Source organism: Mesorhizobium kamtschaticum, assembly GCF_056174585.1.
Map to the genome: position 1 here is coordinate 2,603,546 of NZ_CM149691.1, position 20,013 is coordinate 2,623,558.

At 63.9% G+C, this 20,013-nt stretch carries 7 protein-coding genes; 4 read left to right on the forward strand and 3 right to left on the reverse strand.

What is annotated here, in order from left to right:
- Positions 1-237 precede the first annotated feature (237 nt).
- The gene (locus tag AC0V7N_RS12825; RefSeq protein ID WP_475457964.1) at positions 238-1,104 is read right to left on the reverse strand and encodes a hypothetical protein; all 867 of its coding nucleotides are present in this window, start codon (positions 1,102-1,104) and stop codon (positions 238-240) included.
- Positions 1,105-1,366: 262 nt separating this feature from the next.
- Positions 1,367-2,233, reverse strand: coding sequence for a hypothetical protein (locus tag AC0V7N_RS12830; protein ID WP_475460301.1), 867 nt, complete (start codon positions 2,231-2,233; stop codon positions 1,367-1,369).
- A 545-nt stretch (positions 2,234-2,778) separates the two neighbouring features.
- On the opposite strand from AC0V7N_RS12830, the gene AC0V7N_RS12835 reads away from it, so the two are divergent.
- The 4 genes from AC0V7N_RS12835 to AC0V7N_RS12850 are packed head-to-tail and all read left to right on the forward strand — an operon-like array spanning position 2,779 to position 19,549.
- The gene (locus AC0V7N_RS12835) at positions 2,779-4,377 is read left to right on the forward strand and encodes a ShlB/FhaC/HecB family hemolysin secretion/activation protein (protein WP_475457966.1); all 1,599 of its coding nucleotides are present in this window, start codon (positions 2,779-2,781) and stop codon (positions 4,375-4,377) included.
- Positions 4,378-4,386: 9 nt separating this feature from the next.
- Positions 4,387-5,862 carry a two-partner secretion domain-containing protein gene (locus AC0V7N_RS12840; protein WP_496627872.1) on the forward strand — a complete coding sequence of 492 codons (1,476 nt, stop codon included), beginning with the start codon at positions 4,387-4,389 and terminating at the stop codon, positions 5,860-5,862.
- Entirely contained in the window at positions 5,847-12,860 is a 7,014-nt protein-coding gene (locus AC0V7N_RS12845) for an MBG domain-containing protein (protein WP_496627873.1), read from the forward strand. The genes AC0V7N_RS12840 and AC0V7N_RS12845 overlap by 16 nt, the downstream gene beginning before the upstream one ends.
- A gap of 17 nt (positions 12,861-12,877) precedes the next feature.
- Entirely contained in the window at positions 12,878-19,549 is a 6,672-nt protein-coding gene (locus AC0V7N_RS12850; RefSeq protein WP_475457970.1) for an MBG domain-containing protein, read from the forward strand.
- Positions 19,550-19,606: 57 nt separating this feature from the next.
- Here AC0V7N_RS12850 and AC0V7N_RS12855 read toward each other — a convergent pair whose 3' ends face one another.
- On the reverse strand, positions 19,607-19,981 hold the full coding sequence (locus tag AC0V7N_RS12855; RefSeq protein WP_475457973.1) for a hypothetical protein: 375 nt from the start codon (positions 19,979-19,981) through the stop codon (positions 19,607-19,609).
- Positions 19,982-20,013: the final 32 nt, after the last annotated feature.

Here is a 20,013-nt window from a genome sequence, read left to right on the forward strand (position 1 = left end):
CGCCGAGGTTTGCCTGAGGTCAGTGTCGGTGAAGCCCGCGAGCGTCAATCGACACAGGTTGAGGGCGTACATGCCGCCGTGACGCTGGACAGCTTCTGACGCTTGTCCAGCGTCGGTTTTTCGTAACGCTTTTTCATGCAGGTCCCTCTCCAATCGTAATGCCGCGCATGGCGACAACTGAAGTGCTAGCGGCCATCGCGGGTTCGTGCATCCCCCGCATGGGGGATGCCGCAACGGTCAGTGGTCTGTCGTCGAAGCAAAGGCTTCGGTGAAGGCGGCATCCATAATGGCCAGCTTCACCGCCTGGGCGGCCATGTATTCCTGGTAGAAATCGGGCGACATCCACATCACCGAATTGCCGCGTTGGCCGAGCCAACCGATGCTGCCGAGGTCTTCGGCATCGCGCAGCTTGCGCGCCAGATGGGTTCGAGACAGTTTCAGCCACTTGGCGAAATCACCGATCGACACGATACCCGTCGGGATTCGATCGAGGCCGGCATGATCCGGATCGACGCCCGCTATCAGCCAGTCCATGACGACGCCGCCATTGTTGAGCCAGGTGAACAGGGAAAAGGTCTGCTTGGGCTCGCGCACCAGATTGGACGAGAGCAGGCCATCGGCGATCCGTGGCTGCACCATGGCGAGTGCGTCCGGCCGGGCCAGGAACAGGGCCAGGCGGTTCGCACCGTCGAGACTGTCCAGCGTGTGCAGATGCGCCATCTGCCAGAGGGTAACCGGCTCCAACGAGGTCACCGATGGCTGCAGGGGGCGGATGCGGCCGTCCTGTGTCGCGGGCGCATACTCGATGAAACCGTAGTGCAGCATTTCCTTGATGAAGGCGTCGGCGGTGTTGCGGCTGGCCACGGCATGCTGCCGGATCACGTCGATGAAACGCGCCGCTGTCAGTTCCTTGCGATAGTCGTCAGGCTCGCGCCTGAAATACAGGGCAAGGCCGATATGGGCCATCAGCCAGCGTTGCTGCGTGGCGAACACCGAGGAAAGCCGCGGGTTCGTCTCATAGGTCTGGTTCATCGCCTGCGCCTGGACGCGAACACAGCGATGCAATGCCGGATGAGCGGCAATTTCTTCCAATGTGAGCGCCATTCTCCCCCGCTGCGATAAGCCCCCTTGCCGCGAAGACGCAAAGACACATTTTCAGCCTTCGCGGCCCGTGTCCAGACGCCGGCCGTCAATAGTGAGTGAATGTGTACAGTGGGCGTAAATCGTGGCAGCGATTCACTACCTCGAGGAAATGTAGAACCTATCGACTTTGTTCCGACGCAATTCCCAAGGGGAAGCGCTATGCGCATTTCCCGGGAAAACCGTTTCACGCTTTTCCTGGAATTGCTCTCGTGCGCGGCGCTGCTCAGCCAGCGCTTTGCGATCGTGGAAAACAGGCTTCGAAGGCGCTGTCGACGACGGCCAGCTTGGCGGCCTGGACGGTCATGTATTCCTCATAGAACCCGTGTGACACCCACATCACTGAATGGCCACGCTGGCCAAGCCAGCCGATGCTGCCGAGCTCCTCCGCGGTGCGCAGTTTGCGGCCGAGATGGGTCCGCGACAGTTTGAGCCATTTGGCGAAGTCGCCGATCGAAACCACGCTGGTCGGTATCCGCTCCAGGCCGGCATGGTCGGGATCGATGCCAGACATCAGCCAGTCCATGACGATGCCGCCATTGTTGAGCCAGATGAACAGGGAAAAGGTCTGGTTGGGTTCGCGCACCGGCTTTGAGGCAAGCAGGCCGTCAGCCACCAGCGGCTGCAGCGTCGCAAGCATGTCGGGCCGGTCCAGGTATCTGGCCAGCCGGTCGCCGCCATCGATATGGTCGAGCGTGCGCAGATGGGCGATTACCCAGCCGGTGAATCTCTCGATGGTGGCCGCCGTCGGTTGCAGGGGATGCGTGCGGCCGTCGCCGCCCGCCACATACTCGGCGATGTTGTAATGCAGCATCTCCTTGATGAAAGCGTCCGCCGTGTTGCGGCTGGCCACGGCGTTCTTGTGCACGACCTCGATGAAACGCGATACGGTCAGCTCCTTGCGGCGGTCGTTCGGGTCGCGCCTGAAATGCATGGCAAGGCCGACATGGCCCATCAGCCAGCGCTGCTGCGTGGCAAAGATGGAAGCCAGCCTGGGGCTCTCTTCATAGATCTGGATCAACGCCAGCGACTGCTCCTGAACGAAGCGATGCAACGCCGGATGGCCGGCAATATCTTCCAAATTCAGCACCATCCTCCAGCTCTTTCGAGTCAACTCCAACAGCGTGGTTTCGTTGCCCATTTTCCAGCCTTCAACACTTGTGTCCAGAGGTACCAAATGCCGAGAACTGGACCGGTCAAAGTGCGACAGGTTGGCGGCGCAACTTGCTAACTAATTGCTATAGCTTGAAAAACCCCTCCCAATAATAGTCAGCCGAACGGCCGCAGGTTGAATTGACCTTCATCAGGGCCAGGCATAGTTTCCGCGTCATCCGAGGGGCGGGGCATGCCTTTCGGACATGAATTCGAGAAACGGCGGCAAAGACGAGCGATCAGAGATCGCCCGGCGGCGAAGCCTTGCCCGCATGTACCTCGAATTACGAGTGGCTGGTGAAGTATAGAAGCAAGATCGCGATTGGCAAACAAGCCGATGGCCTGCCTGTTTCCCGCAGGCCCGGGGGGGGTGGGTGGTCCGCCATGCTCGCCGCTTCGATATGTCTAGGGCTCCCCGCCGGTGCGTTCGCTGAGACCGCCAGCCAGATCACACCACCAACTTTCCGGCCGCCGCCGCAGACCAACATGGCGGGCGTTACGATCCCGGAAGGATCGGGTCTCGAGGCGCCGGCGGGCGCCGAGAAGCTGAAAGTCAAACTGAGGGACGTCAGCGTCGAGGGCGGCCTGCCAGACATGGCCGAGGCGACGCGCAAGATCGTTGCGGGCCTCGCCCATCGCACGGTGACGGCGGCGGAAATCTTTGCCGCGGCGCGCGCGCTGGAGACCGAATATGGCCGCGCCGGCTATGCCCTGGTCCGGGTCGTGCTGCCGGCGCAGAAGCTCAATGACGGCGCAAGGCTCAGGCTCGTCGTCATCGACGGCTATCTCGAACGGATCGACACCAGCAACCTGCCCGAGCGCATACGCGGACGGGTCGAGGCAACGCTGGCGCCGTTGGTCGGGCAAAAAAGCATCAAGCTGTCGGCGATCGAGCGCAAGCTGCTTCTGGCCGGCGACACGCCGGGCGCCAGGCTGCGCTCGACCTTGCAGGCTGGCACCGCCAAGGGCGCCAGCGTGCTGGTCATCGACGGCAAGTACCATCCGCTTGGCGGCCAGGTCACCGTGGACAACTCGCTATCGCCATCGCTGCAGCGCTGGTCGACGGGCGTCGGTGTCGATTTCAACTCGCTGCTTGGCCTCGGCGAACTCGTCTATGTGCGCATCGGCGGCTATCCCGATGGCGGTGAGAGCGGCCTGTTCACCGATGCTCCGCGCAACCGCAACTATGCCGCCGGCATCGTTGTGCCGATCGGCTATGACGGGCTGACGCTCAACCTGGAAGCCACCCGCACACGCGCCAATCCGACCGCCGAGCCCGGCACGCTCGGCTTTGGCAGCGAGTTCGAGCGTTATTCGGCCAGGCTTCGCTATCCCTGGATCCGCAGCCGTGAACTGACCGTCAGCAGCGAACTCTCCTTCGACGCGCAGAACGATTTTCTCAATGCGGTGACGCCGATCTCGCTGCCGATCGCCGAGGATCGGCTGCGCATCGTCAGGTTCGGCACGGACGCCACCTGGTTCACGCCGCTCGGCGGCGTCTTCACCGGCAATGTCGTGGCCTCGTTCGGCATTGACGGGCTCGGCGCGCGCTCGGCCGCCGATGCCACACCGCTGCTGCCGCTGTCACGCCAGGGGGCCGATGCCGCCTTCCAGAAGCTCGAGGTCCAGGCCAGCTACAGCCAGCCGCTGGCCACGCATCTCGGCCTCGATCTCTATGCCCGCGCGCAGACCTCGTTCGGCAAGCCGCTGCTGCAGTCGGAGCAGATCGGGCTGGTCGGCCCCAATGGCCTGTCGAGCTTCGACGCCGGCGCGCTGCAGGGCGATTCCGGCTATGTGGTGCGCGGCGAGCTGTCCTCGCCCTGGTACGTGCCATTCACCGGCGGCATCGTTTCGCTATCGCCCTATGTCTTCGGCGCTGTCGGGCAGGTCCATCTCGAAATGCCGACCGTGCTCGAGACGGCCGATATCGTCGGCGCGTCATACGGGCTTGGGCTGAAGGTCGGCACGGCGCTCGCGGGCGACGCGACCAACGCCAGCCTGACGCTGGAATGGGGCCGCCAGCATCGCGACGACCATCTGCCGACCAGCGATCGCTTTTCGCTCGCCGGCGCGATCCAGTTCTGAGGTGTGAGCATGCGAAGCCACCCCCCACACCGCCGCAACCGCACCAGCGCGCCGCTGATGGCGCTTTTGCTGACCTCGACCGCGCTTGTCGGTTTCACCTCGGCGCGGGCGCAGCAACTGCCGACCGGCGGCAGCGTCGCCTCCGGCGGCGTCACCATTTCGAACCCGTCATCCTCGCAACTGAGCATCAAGCAGTCGACCAGCTCGGCCATCGTCAACTGGCAGAGTTTTTCGATCGGCGCGGGTGCGACCGTCAACATCGACCAGCCAACGTCGACCTCGACGATGCTCAACCGCGTCACCGGCGGCACCAAATCGACGATAGCAGGCCAACTCAACGCCAACGGCCAGGTCTTCCTCGTCAACCCCAACGGCATCGCCATCTCCAAGACCGGCAAGGTGAGTGCCGCCGGCGGCTTCGTCGCCTCATCGCTCGGCATCAGCGACGAGGACTTCAAGGCAGGGAATCTCAAATTCGAGGGCAACGGAGCCTCAAGCGCCGTCTCCAACCAGGGCTCGATCAGCATCGGCCGTGGCGGTTATGCCGCGCTGATCGGCGGCGGCGTCGACAATGCCGGCTCGATCAGCGTGCCACTCGGCAAGGTCGGGCTGGGTTCCGGCGAGAAGGCAACGCTCGATCTTTCCGGCGACGGCTTCTTGCAGGTTTCCGTGCCGACCAAGGCCGACGGCAGCACCGCGCTGGTCAGCAATTCCGGTCTGATCAGCGCCGATGGTGGGACGGTCGAGCTCAAGGCGGCTGCAGTGCGCGATGCGGCGCGCCAGGCGGTCAACATGTCCGGTGTCATCGAGGCCCGCACGGTCTCGGGCCAGTCTGGCGCCATCGTGCTCGGTGGGGATGAGGGTTCCGTCGAAATCACCGGCACGCTCGATGCCTCGGCCAAGGCCGGCGGTAAGGGCGGCAAGGTCACGGTCACCGGCCGCAAGCTGAAGCTCAAGGCAGCCAAGGTCGATGCCTCGGGTAAGGACGGCGGCGGTACGGTCAAGATCGGCGGCGACTATCAGGGCTCCGGTACGCTCCAGCACGCCGACACCACCGAGATTGACGCGGCGACGACCATCAAGGCCGATGCCACCGGTAACGGCAATGGCGGCACCGTCATTGTCTGGTCCGATGCGGTAACGGGTTTCGAGGGCATGATCTCGGCGCGCGGCGGCGAGCAGGGCGGCAATGGCGGGTCTACCGAGGTGTCTAGCCATGGCGTCCTCGATTTCGACGGTAATGTCGACCTCAGCGCACGATTCGGCGATACGGGGTACCTGCTGCTCGATCCCTACAATCTGACGATCCAGACCACTGCGGGCTCGCCTGCCGCTTCCGGATCGGGGGGATCTACACCGCCAGCGGCAACAACTCGATCCTGCGCGTTTCGACGCTGCAGAGCGCGCTCGCCAATGCCAATGTCACGGTCACGACCGGCACCGCCGGCAGCCAGACCGGCGACATCACCGTGGCCAATGCCGTGACCTGGGCGAGCGGAAATTCGCTGACGCTCAGCGCCAATCGCAACATCGTCGTCAATGCGAGCCTGACGAGCAGCGGCGGCGGGGCCATCAACCTGCGCGCCGACAGCTCGGGCACCGGGACTGGCACGGTGAGCTTCGCCAGCAGCGCGATCAAGGCGAGCACCTCGGGCGTCGTCTCGATCTATCACAACCCCACGGTTAATCCGGCGGGAAGCGGCGTCAACACGACAAGCTACGCCAATCCAACCGAGAATTATTCCGGCAACATCGCGGGTGGCGGCACGCTCAACGCGGCGATGCTGGTCAACACGCTCAACGACCTGCGCAACATCAAGAACAACAGCGGCGCCAATTTCGCGCTCGGACGCGGCATCGATGCGACCGGGACGCTCTTCACCTCGGCTGTCGTCGACACGCTGAATGGGACTTTCGACGGTCTCGGCAACACTATCTCCAACCTGACCATAACGTCGCCCGACAGCAGCGTCGGCCTGTTCGGCGACATCGCCGGCAGCGCCATTGTGCGTAATCTCAAATTGGCGAATGTCGTGATCTTGGGAACGAGCGGCTCAGCCAACAGCGCTACCATCGGCGGCCTCGCCGGCACGAATGAGGGAACGGTCAGTGCCGTTACCGTCTCGGGCAGCGTGAGGACGACCGCGGACTATTATCGCTCCGTCGGTGGCCTCATTGGCTTCAGCAGCGGCACGATCAGTGGTGCGATCTCCACCGCCACCGTGCAAGCCGGGTATACCGACAATGCCGGCGGTATTGTCGGCGCTCTTTTCGCCGGCAGCATCACCGGTTCTTCGGCCAGCGGCGCGGTAACCGTAGGCGGGCAGAGCAGCGGTGGCGGCCTTGTCGGCGACGCCAGCTTTGGCGCCTCGATCACCGGGTCCTTCGCCACGGGAACCGTAACGTCCGGGAATGCGTCAAAGGCAGGAGGCCTGGTCGGTAATCTCGACAGCGCCTCGATCGCGACATCCTATTCCTCGAGTACCGTGTACGGTGACGGCTCCACCCAGGCTGGCGGCCTCGTCGGCTCCACGAGAGGCACGGCCAGCATCGGCACGTCCTATGCGACGGGCGCGGTCAACGCCAGCCAGGGCTATGTCGGCGGGCTCGTCGGTGCTTCCCTGGACGCGACGACCACGGTCACAAACTCCTACGCCACCGGTGCGCTGATTGGCGCGACGCCTGGCGGGATCGTCGGCTACAACAGCGGCAGCATTGCCTCGTCCTATTTCGACCTCGACACCACGGGTGCCACTGCCGCCGCCGGCTGGGGGCCCAACACCGCCACCGGCGGAACGGGGCTGCACACCAGCGACTTCCTGACAGCGTCGAGCTTCACCGGCTGGACCTTCGGCACCACGGGTGGTGGCGCCGGCTGGGTGATCGTCGACGCCGACTCGACGCTGAACAATGCCGGAGGTGCTGCCGGCGGCACGCGGCCGATGCTTTTGTCGGAATATTCGACCACCATCACCAATGCACACCAGCTGCAATTGATGGCGCTCAATCTCAACGGCAAATACACCCTCGGCAACGATATCGATGCTAGCACGACGGCAGGCGGTCAGGGCGTATGGGGTGCCGCCGGCTTCGTGCCGATCGGCAGCGCGCTCGATGCCGGCACTGGTTTCCCGGCCAATTCCAATCTGCCGTTCGGCACGACCAACGAACATGCTTTCACCGGCACGTTCGACGGCAAGGGCCTCACCGTCTCCAACCTGTTCATCAACCGGCCGACGACCGACTATGTCGGCCTGTTCGGCTATGCCAACGCCGCAACCATCCAGAACGTCAAAGTGGCCGGCGGCTCGATTACCGGGCGCGACCATGTCGGCGCGCTTCTCGGCGGCAATCACGGCTATGCGAGCGATGGCAGCACCTACTATCCGTTCTATCTCATGAACGTGTCCGCTTCGGCGGCAGTGAGCGGGCGCGACTATGTCGGCGGGCTCGCCGGCTCGATCGAAGCCGGCTACATCAACGATGTCTCGGCAAGCGGCGCGGTCAGTGGCCGTGACTATGTCGGCGGTCTCGCCGGCTATAACAATTCCAGCAGCGGCTGGGTGGAAGCCGTCAGCACCAATGTTGCCGCTTCGGCGACAGGGGCGGTCAGCGGCCGCAACAATGTCGGCGGCCTGTTCGGCTATGTCCTGGCCGGCTTCTACAACACCTCCTTTGCGACCGGGACTGTTACGGCGACTGGCGACAATGTCGGCGGCCTGTTCGGGCAGGCCTCGGGTCAAGTTGGCAGCGGTCCGAGCGACACGGTCTATGCAACCGGTGCCGTCACCGGACGCAACAATGTCGGCGGCCTGATCGGCCTCTCCACCTTCAGCGCCACGCAAGCCTATGCAACCGGGGCGGTGACCGGCGTCACCGCGGTCGGTGGGCTGGTCGGCAACAATGATTCCGGCAGCTACATCGATACCTCCTTCGCCACCGGTGTGGTGCGCGGCGTTGACCAGGTCGGTGGCCTGGTGGGGCGCAATCTCAGCATCGTCGGTGCGATCGCCGGCACGACCGGCACCTACGCGACCGGCGCCGTCTACGGCACCAGCAATGTCGGCGGCCTTGTCGGGCTCAACGGCTCGGTCTATTCCGGCGGTGTTTCCCTTTTTGGCCGCATACAGAGCTCCTATTCGATCGGCTTCGTCAGCGGCACGACCAATGTCGGCGGACTGGTCGGCAACAACATGGCCGACACGTCGGGCAACAACAAGCCGGCGACCGTCAAGACGTCTTACTGGGACACCGATACGGCCGGCGCCGGCCTCTCGGGCATCGGTGCCGGCATCACCATAGGTGCAAGCGCCAGCGCCACCGGCAAGACGACGGCACAGCTGATGGCGGCGCTGCAGACCGGCTTCTCGTCGTCGACCTGGGGTCTCGTCGCCAACACCAGCCTGCCTTACTTCAAATGGCTTTATCCGACGACACCGCAGGTGGTGACCGGGACGGCCTACAGCGATCGTGGCACGACACCGCTTGCCGGCGTCGCCACCAACATCCTGGTCAACGGCACGATGACGCCGGCCTCGGCGGTCGGCTCGACCGGCGCCAATGGCTATTATTATTTCCTGCTGCCCAACGGCACCATCGCCGCGGGCGGGAGCCAGGTGCTGGTGACGTCGAGTGGACCCTCGGCCGGCGCCACCTTCCAGCAGAACGCCACCGGAAACATAAGCGGCCTGTCGATCTACGGTGCCTATCTCAAGCAGCAAGGTTCCGCGGCGACGCTGTCGGCGCTCAACGGCGCGCGCGCCACAGCGGTCGGCAGCAACGCCACAGCTTCCAGCCTGATCGGCGGGCTTGCCAATATGGAGATCGACCCGTCGGGAGCGACTTTCGCCATCGACCAGGCCGCCTATGTGCCGGGCACGCTCGTGTTCTCCTCGACGGGAACGGTGACCCAGACGGCCTCAATAAGCGCGGGCAGCCTTCTCCTGCTGGGCAGCGGCGGCAATTATGCGCTCAACAATGCCGGCAATGCGATCGGCACTCTGGCGGCCTCGACCGGAACAGTCAGCGTGACCGACAACGGCGACCTGACGGTTGGAACCGTCGCAGGCGTCAACGGCGTGACCGCGAGCGGCGCGGTCACGGTCAAGACCCCAGGCAAGCTGACGGTCGCATCCACGGCTAAAGTCACCGCCGGCAGCAACGCCAATGTCGTGCTCTCGGCTGGTGGCGCCTTCGTCAACAACCGTGGCAGCGACGCGGTTTCGGTCTCCGGAACAGGCCGCTGGCTTGTCTATGCCGCAGGTCCGACCGGCAACACATTCGGCAACCTCGACAGCGGTAACACGGCGATCTGGAGTACGGCTGCCGGCGGCGCCGTAAGTGCGACGGGCAATCGCTATGTCTTCGCCTACCAGCCGACGCTGACCTTCACCTCCGACAATGCGTCGAAGGTTTACGGCGACGCGATGCCGACGCTGACCTATTCGGTCTCGGGCTATCAGGCAGGGGTGGCCAACGCCTATCTCGGCGACAGCGCCACCACCGCCTTCACCGGCGCGCCGACGCTCTATACCCCCGCTACGCTTGCCACCCAGCAGCTCGGAGCCGGGACCTATACGATCACTATCGATGCCGCCAACGTCGCTGGGCTGAACGGCTACGCCGTTGCCTTCGGCAGCAGTGGCCTGCTTTCCGTTGCCAAGCGGATGGTCACCGTCACCGCGAATTCCGGGCAGGGCAAGACCTACGGCAATGCCGATCCGTCGTCCTATGGCTACACCTACTCCGATCTCGGCAACGGCGCGGCACTTGTCGGCGCGCTCGACCGCGACGCCGGCGAGGACGCCGGCACCTATACGATCGGCCAGGGCACGCTGACCAACGCCGCCAATGCGAATTACGACATCAATTTCGTCAGCAACGATTTCACCATCGGCAAGCGGGCTATCACGGTCACGGCGACCGCCGGCCAGGGTAAGACGTACGGCGATGCCGATCCGTCATCCTACGGCTATACCTATTCGGATCTCGGCACGGGCGCGGCCCTGGTTGGCTCCCTCGACCGCGCTTCGGGCGAGGATGTCGGCAGCTACGCCATCGGCCAGGGTTCGCTCACCAACGCAAGCAATTCGAACTACGATATCAGCTTCGTCAGCAACGATTTCAGCATTGGCAAGCGGGCTGTCACGGTCACTGCCACCGCTGGCCAAGGGAAGACCTACGGCAATGCCGATCCATCATCCTACGGCTACACCTACTCGGATCTCGGCAGCGGCGCGGCGCTGGTTGGCGCGCTCGACCGCGACGCGGGCGAGGATGTTGGCACCTATGCGATCGGCCAAGGCTCGCTGAGCAACGCCAACAATGCGAATTACGACATCACCTATGTCGGTTCGAATTTCAGCATCGGCAAACGGGCAATCACCGTCACGGCCGATACTGGCCAGGGCAAGACCTACGGCAATGCCGATCCGTCGTCCTACGGCTATACGGTCTCCGACCTTGGCAGTGGAGCGCATCTGGTCGGCGCGCTCGACCGCGATGCGGGCGAGGATGTTGGCACCTACACGATCGGCCAGGGCTCGCTGAGCAACGCCAACAATGCGAATTACGACATCACCTATGTCGGTTCGAATTTCAGCATCGGCAAACGGGCAATCACCATCACGGCCGATACTGGCCAGGGCAAGACCTACGGCAATGCCGATCCGTCGTCGTATGGCTACGCCCACTCCGATCTCGGCAGCGGCGCGGCGCTGGTTGGCGCGCTCGACCGCGACGTTGGCGAGGATGTCGACACCTATGCGATCGGCCAGGGCACACTGACCGACGCCGCCAATTCGAACTATGACATCACTTATGTCGGCGGCAGCTTCAGCATCGGCAAGCGGGCGGTCACGGTCACAGCGACAGCCGGCCAGGGCAAGACCTACGGCAATGCCGATCCGTCATCGTACGATTATACCTATTCGGACCTTGGCACTGGTGTGGCGCTGATCGGCGCGCTCGACCGCGCTTCGGGCGAGGATGTCGGCAGCTATGCCATCGGGCAGGGCACGCTCACCAACGGTGCCAACTCGAACTACGACATCAGCTTCGTCGGCAACGATTTCAGCATCGGCAAGCGGGCCATCACGGTCACTGCGACCGCTGGCCAAGGGAAGACCTACGGCAATGCCGATCCGTCATCCTACCTCTATAGCTATTCGGACCTTGGCACGGGTGTCGCACTGGTTGGCTCTCTCGATCGCACTTCGGGCGAGAATGTCGGCGGTTATGCGATCGGGCGGGGCACGCTGACCAACGCCGACAATTCGAATTACGACATCACCTATGTCGGGACCGATTTCAGCATCGCCAAGCGGGCGGTGACGGTCACGGCCAATGCCGGGCAGGGCAAGATTTATGGCGATGCCGATCCGTCGTCCTATGGCTACAGCTATTCCGATCTCGGCAATGGTACGGCTTTGGTCGGTGCGCTCGACCGCGCCTCCGGCGAGAATGTCGGCAATTATGCGATCGGACGCGGCACGCTCACCGATGCCGCCAATTCGAACTATGACATCACCTATGTCGATGCCGGCTTCAGCATCGGCAAGCGGTCGGTGACGGTCACGGCCGATGCCGGCCAGGGCAAGACCTATGGCGATATCGATCCGTCCTCGTACAGCTATACGTTCACCAGCCTCGGCACCGGCGTGGCGCTGGTTGGCGCTCTCGACCGCGCTGCCGGAGAGACGGTCGGCAACTATGCGATCGGCCAGGGCGGTATCACCAACGAGGCCAATTCAAACTACGACATCAGCTATGCCGGAGCCGACTTCAGCATCGCCAAGCGATCGGTGACGGTCACGGCGAATGCCGGCCAGGGCAAGACCTACGCCGACGCCGATCCGTCGTCCTATGGCTACAGCTATTCCTATCTTGGCAATGGCATCGCCCTGGTCGGCGCGCTGGACAGGGCCGCAGGCGAGAATGCCAGCGCTTACGCGCTCGGCCAGGGCACGCTGACCAACGCGGCAAATTCGAACTACGACATCACCTATGTCAGCTCGGATTTCACCATCGGCAAACGCGCCATTACGGTCGTGGCCGACGCGCAAAGCCGGCCGCAAGGCATGCCCAACCCGCCGCTCACCTACACGATCGGTGGGCTGGGATTGGTCGGCAGCGACACGCTCACCGGCGCACTCTCGACCGCGGCGACGCCGGCCAGCGCACCGGGCGGCTACGCGATCGAACAGGGAAGCCTCGGCGCCTCCGTCAATTACGAGCTGACCTATGTCGGCGCCGATCTGGTTGTCTCGCCGCCCAACACGGTCCCGGCACCGGACGCGGCCAGCACGGTCGCCTACAATAGCTATGCGTATGGTGCCGGCGCCCCGGCTCCGGTTTTCTTCACCGGCCAGCCGGTGGACGGCGATACGCAAACGCTGGTCGAGGATCCGCGGCTTGATGGCTTCGCGTTCTGCCAGGGCATGGCGCAGACCGCTTCCGTCTGTACTGTCGCGTCGGTCCAGTAGTGGCACGGAGCGCAGCCATGCCGCGTCAGACCCTCTCTCCACACCGCTTCAACCGCACCAGCGCGCCGCTGATGGCGCTGCTGCTGGCCTCGACCGCGCTTGTCGGCTTCACCTCGGCGCGAGCACAGGAACTGCCGACCGGCGGCAGTGTTGCCTCCGGCGGCGTCACCATCTCGAACCCGTCGTCCTCGCAGCTCAGCATCAAACAGTCGACCAATTCGGCCATCGTCAACTGGCAGAGCTTTTCGATCGGCGCGGGTGCGACCGTCAACATCGACCAGCCGTCATCGTCGGCCACTATGCTCAACCGCGTCACCGGCGGCACCAAATCGACCATATCAGGCCAGCTCAACGCCAATGGCCAGGTGTTTCTCGTCAACCCCAATGGCATCGCCATCTCCAAGACCGGCAAGGTCAGTGCCGCGAGCTTCGTCGCCTCCTCGCTCGATATCAGCGACGAAGACTTCAAGGCTGGTAAGCTGGAGTTCGAGGGCAAGGGTGCTTCGTCAGCGGTCTCCAATCAAGGCTCGATCAGCATCGGCCGTGGCGGATATGCCGCGCTGATCGGCGGCAGCGTCGACAATGCCGGCTCGATCAGCGTGCCACTCGGCAAGGTCGGGCTGGGTTCGGGCGAAAAGGCGACGCTCGATCTTTCCGGCGACGGTTTTCTCCAGGTTTCCGTGCCGACCAAGGCAGATGGCAGCAACGCGCTGGTCAGCAATTCCGGCCTGATCAGCGCGGATGGCGGGACAGTCGAGCTCAAGGCGGCGGCTGTGCGCGATGCAGCACGCCAGGCGGTCAACATGTCGGGCGTTGTCGAGGCGCGCAGCGTCTCCGGCAAGTCCGGCGCCATTGTGCTGGGTGGTGGCGACGGCTCGGTCGAGATCTCCGGCAAGCTCGACGCTTCGGCCAAGGCTGGCGGCAAGGGCGGCAAGGTCACAGTGACCGGCAGGAAGCTGAAGCTCAGACATGCCGTCGTCGACGCCTCGGGCAAGGATGGCGGCGGCATCGTCAAGATCGGTGGCGACAAGCACGGCAAAGGCACGCTGCAAACCGCCGCCACGACTGAGATCGATGCAGCCACGACAATCAAAGCCGACGCCACTGGTATCGGCGACGGTGGCACGGTAATCGTCTGGTCGGACGAAGTGACGAGTTTCGCCGGCAAAATATCGGCTCGCGGTGGCGAGGACGGCGGTAATGGTGGCTTCACCGAAGTCTCCGGCAAGCAGCGTCTCGACTTCACCGGTTCGGTCGACCTGCGCGCCCGCTTTGGCGATACCGGCGATCTTCTGCTTGACCCCTACAACGTCACCATCTCGAATGGTGCCGATACCGGCGGTTTCACCGCCAGCTCCAATGACAGCGTCATCAATGTCACGACGCTGCAGAACCAGCTGGCGCTGGCCAACGTCGCCATCTCCACCGGCAGCGGCGGCGCGCAGGCCGGCGACATCACCATCGCCGCGCCGATCAGCTGGAGCGCCAACACGCTGACGCTCAGCGCCTATCATTCGATCGTCTTCAACGCGGGTGCCACCATCGGCGGTGTCGGCGGCATTTCATTGGTCACCAACAATGGCGGCAGCGGCGGCGCGATCTCTTATGCGCTCGGCGCGGAGATCACTTTCACGGGCACGCAAGGGGCGCAGGCGCTGTCGATCAACGGGCAGAGCTATACGCTGATCTACGACGTCAACCAGCTACAACAGATCAACGCCGGCCTGAACGGCCGCTACGCACTCGCCAACGACATCGAGGCCAGCTCCACCTACTCCTGGAACAACCTTCTCGGCTTCACGGCGCTCGGCACGGATGGCAACACCAACATCCAGAATGGCGGCAACGGCTTCAACGGCACCTTCGACGGTCTCGGCCATATCATCAACCAGATCTGGGTCAGACAGATTCCGGCGAATTATGTCGGTCTGTTCGGCTATGTCGGCGCGGCCGGCGTGGTGCGCAATGTCGGGCTGGTGGACAGCTATACCAGCGGTTCCTACGAAACCGGCGCCATTGCCGGCTGGAACAACGGCACGATCTCCGGCGTCTGGGCCAGCGGCTATCTGCAAGGCGTCAGCAGTTCGGGCGGTCTGGTCGGCCGGAACGACGGTACTGTCACGCGATCATTCTCCACCGTGGCCGTCGACAGCAACAACGCAAACAATGTCGGCGGTATCGTCGGCTACAATGGCCCCGGCGGCATTGTCAGCCAGGTCTATGCCTCGGGAAGCGTGCTCGGCGGTCTTTATGTAGGCGGCCTGGTCGGATTCAACAGCGGCGCCGTCAGCGACGGCTATTCCACCGGGGCAGTCAACGGGACGACCGGCTCTACCTCCATCGGGGGCAGCGTCGGCTTCTCGTACGGGACGGTCACGAACGTCTATTTCGACACCACGACGTCCGGAACGACCACAGGCGTATCCGGTAACGGCACCGCCGGCGTCACCAGCACCGGCCTCACCACGGCGCAGTTGCAGAGCGGCACCGCCACCAGCCTGAGCGCGGCCTTCGGTGGCGGCACCGGAGGCCTTTATCCTTATCTGAAGAGCTTTTATCCAAACGGCGTCCAGGCCATCTCCGGCATTGCCTACAAGGACAGCGGTGTCACCCCGCTCTCTTCCGGCACGAAGCAGCCCTACTATGTGAAGAATCCCGGCTTCGTCACCGGCGTCTCGAACGGTGTCGACATCGGCACGGTCACCACCGGCGTCAACGGCTACTACTACATCGCCGTGCCGACTGGCCGGATCAACGACAGCGTGCTGGCCTACACCGTCCGCGATGCGGATCCGGACAACAGCTCGGGCGCGCAAAACGGCGTGACGTTCCGGACGGGCCTGTCGGGCGGCAATGTCTCCAACCTCAACGTCTACGGCAACTGGCGCCTCGACGAAGCGGACAGCTCGATCACGTCCCTTTCGGCGTTGCAAGACGCGGCTTCTGCGACGGTCGGCTCGACCTATGTCGGCAGCCTGTCCTTCGCCAACTGGCAGATCGAGACGGCGGCGACGACCTTCGCCATCGATCAGGCGGTGTCGATCGGCGCCGGCACGCTGGCGCTGTCGTCGAACGGCACGGTCACGCAGACGCACGGGCTGGTCGCGGCATCACTTGTTCTCGGCGGTACTGGCGACTTCGCCCTGGACAATGGCGGCAATCAGATAGGCACGATCGCGGCCAATGCAGGGTCGGTCAGCCTGTACGACCAAGGCGGCCTTGCCGTTGGCACCGTCGCCAGCGCGCGCGGCGTGACCACAACTGGTGCCGCCACGACGGGCCAGGTCAAGCTTCAAACAACAGGCAACCTGACGATCGCGGCCGGCGCCAAGGTCAGCGGCACCGATCCGGTGCTGTCGGCAATGGGCAGCTTCGTCAACAGCCGTGGCAGCGACGCCGTCACCGCGACCAGCGGGCGCTGGCTGGTCTATGCGGCAAACCCGACCGGCAACATTTTCGGCAATCTCAACAGCGGCAACACGGCGGTGTGGAATACTGCTGCCGGCGCGACGGTGAGCGCGAGCGGCAACCGCTATGTCTTCGCCTACCAGCCGACGCTGACCTTTACCTCGACCAACACCAGTAAGACCTATGGCGACACCACGGTGCCGGCGCTGGCCTACTCTGTGTCCGGTTATCAGGCGGGCGTCGCCAATGTCTATCTCGGCGACAATGCCGCCAACACATTCACCGGCGCGCCGTCGCTGTCGTCCGCCACGCTGCCCGCCGACGAGCAGGTCGGTGGCGGGCCTTATGCGATCACCATCGGCGCCGGCACTCTCACCACGCGCAACGGCTACGGCTTCGCCTTCAGCAGCACGGGACTGCTCAGCGTCGCCAAGCGGGCCATCACGGTTACAGCCGATCCCGGCCAGCACAAAACCTATGGCGATGACGATCCCGCCTCCTACACCTACACGGTTTCGGATCTCGGCAATGGCGTCGCCCTGGCGGGCTCGCTCGACCGCGACGCTGGCGAGAATACCGGCGCCTATGCGATCGGCCAGGGCTCACTGACCAATGCCAACAACACCAACTACGACATCACCTATGTCGGCGCCAATTTCACCATCGACAAACGGGCCATCACCGTCACCGTCGATCAGGGGCAAGGCAAGGTCTATGGCGACAGCGATCCGGCTGCCTATACCTACTCGGTTTCCAATCTCGGCGGCTTGTCGCTGACGGGCAATCTCGACCGCGTGGCGGGCGAGAATGCCGACACCTATGCCATCGGCCAGGGCACGCTCGACGTCGCGAACTCCAATTACGACATAACGTTCGTCGGCGCCGATTTCAGCATCGGCAAGCGGGCGGTCACCGTCACGGCCAATTCGGGCCTAGGCAAGATTTACGGCGATGCCGATCCGTCGTCCTATGGCTACACCTACTCGGATCTCGGCACGGGTGTCGCTCTCGTCGGGGCGCTCGACCGCGATTCTGGTGAGACTGTCGGCAGCTACGCCATCGGCCAGGGCACGCTGACGAATGCCGACAATGCGAACTACGACATCAGCTTCGTCAGCAAGGATTTCAGCATCGGCAAGCGCGCCGTCACCGTCACGGCCAATTCCGGCCTGGGCAAGACCTACGGCGATGCCGATCCATCGTCCTATGGCTACAGCTATTCAGACCTCGGCGCGGGTGTTGCTCTTGTCGGTGCGCTCGACCGCGCTTCAGGGGAGAATGTCGGCACCTACGCGATCGGACAGGGTTCGCTGACCAATGCCGACAACGCGAACTACGACATCACCTTCGCCAGCGCGGATTTCGCGATCGGCAAACGGGCGGTCACCGTCACGGCCAATTCCGGCCAGGGCAAGACCTATGGCAACGCCGATCCGACCCTTGGCTACAGCTATACCGACCTCGGCAGTGGCGCGGCGCTGGTCGGCGCACTCGATCGCGCTTCGGGCGAGGATGTCGGCACCTACGCCATTGGCCAGGGTTCGCTGACGAATGCCGATAATTCGAACTACGACATCACCTTTGCCGGCTCGACCTTCAACATCGGCAAGCGCGCGGTCATCGTCACAGCGACCTCCGGACAAGGCAAGACCTACGGCAACGCCGACCCGTCATCCTATGTCTATAGCTACTCCGACCTCGGCAGTGGTGCGGCCCTTGTCGGCGCGCTCGACCGCGCTGCGGGCGAAGATGTCGGCAGCTATGCCCTTGGCCAGGGTTCGCTGACCAATGCCGACAATGCGAATTACGACATCAGTTTCGCCGGCTCGAGCTTCAGCATCGGCAAGCGCGCGGTCACCGTCACCGCGACCTCCGGGCAAGGCAAGACCTATGGCAATGCCGATCCGTCGTCTTATGGCTATAGCTATTCGGGTCTTGGCACGGGCGCCGCTCTTGTCGGTGCATTGGATCGCGCCGGTGGCGAGAATGCCGGCGCCTATGCGATCGGTCAGGGCACGCTGAGCGATGCCAACAATGCGAACTACGACATCAGCTTCGTCAGCAACGATTTCACCATTGCCAGGCGGGCGGTCACGGTCACGGCCAATTCCGGCCAAGGCAAGACCTACGGCAATGGCGATCCGTCATCCTATAGCTACACCTACTCGGATCTCGGCACGGGCGCGGCGTTGGTCGGAAGCCTCGACCGCGCCGCCGGCGAGAATGTCGGGACTTACGCCATCGGCCTGGGCTCGCTGACCAACGCCAACAACGCGAACTATGACATCACCTTTGCCAGCGCGGGTTTCGCGATCGGCAAACGGGCGATCACCGTCACGGCCAATGCCGGCCAGGGCAAGACCTATGGCGATGCCGATCCATCACTCGGCTACACCTTCTCCGACCTTGGCAGCGGCACGGCTCTTGTCGGCGCGCTCGACCGTGGCGCAGGCGAGAACGTCGGCACCTATACGATCGGGCAAGGCACGATCACCAATGCCGCCAACGCGAACTACGACATCACCTATGTCGGCGCCAATTTCGCCATCGGCAAGCGGGCGGTCACGGTGACCGCCAATGTCGGTCAGGGCAAGATCTACGGCAATACCGATCCGACGCTTGGCTACACGACATCGGCGCTTGGCACTGGTACCGCCCTTGTCGGCGCGCTTGATCGTGCTTCGGGTGAGAATGTCGGCGCCTATGCGATCGGTCAGGGCACGATCACCAATGCCGCCAACGCGAACTACGACATCACCTATGCCGGCGCCGATTTCACAATTGGCAAGCGGGCCATTACCGTCGTCGCCGACGCGCAAAGCCGGCCGCAGGGCTCAACCAATCCGCCGCTCACCTACACGATCGGCGGGCTCGGGCTGGTTGGCGGCGACACGCTCGCCGGCTCGCTCTCGACCGATGCGACCACGGCAAGTGCGCCGGGCAGCTACGCCATCGAACAGGGGCAGTCTTGCCGCCTCGGCCAATTACGACCTGACCTATGTCGGCGCCGATCTGGTGGTGCAGCCAAGCAGTGTCGCGCCATCGGCCGACACCGCCAGCGTCGTCGCCTACAGTGCGGCCAGCCATGGTGGCGGGCAGCCTGTCCCGGTTTTCTTCACCGGACAGCCAGCCGCCGACGAAACACAAGCGCTGGTCGAGGATCCTCGCTTCGGTGGCCCCGCCATCTGCCAGGATCTTGGCGACACCGCTTCCATCTGCGCCATCGCCTCTGTCCAGTAGGCTTAGCCTTGCTCCCGCCTGTGTGCGCGAGGGTCGGATAGAAAAACCGGCGCCCCTGAAATCTGTCTGGGGCGCCGTGCGGTCATTGTCGGCCTGCGTCAGCCGTTCGGGTAGTAGCCGCCATCGGAGCCGTCGCCGATGTAGAAGCCACCGCCCGAATCGTTTTGCAGTTGCTGATCCAGGTTCTCGATCTGGCCGAGCAAGCTTTGGTATGCGCCGCCACCCGTGGCCGAGCGATGGATGTTGTCGGCCTGCATCATCAGAGTGTGCTCCTGCTCAGGGGTGATCGCCTTTGCATCCATTGCCTCGACAATCCCCTGCTTCACGCCCTGCAACTGGTCCAGGACCGCTCGTGCCTCGACGGACATGCCGCCGGGCTCGACCCTGTGGCGATGCACCGCGTAAGCGCTCGATAAGGGCACCGCCGCCAGAAGCGATGCGATTGCTATGATCTTCGGTGTAAAACTGCGCATGGTTGCGCCTCCCTTCAACGGGAAAAGCGGTA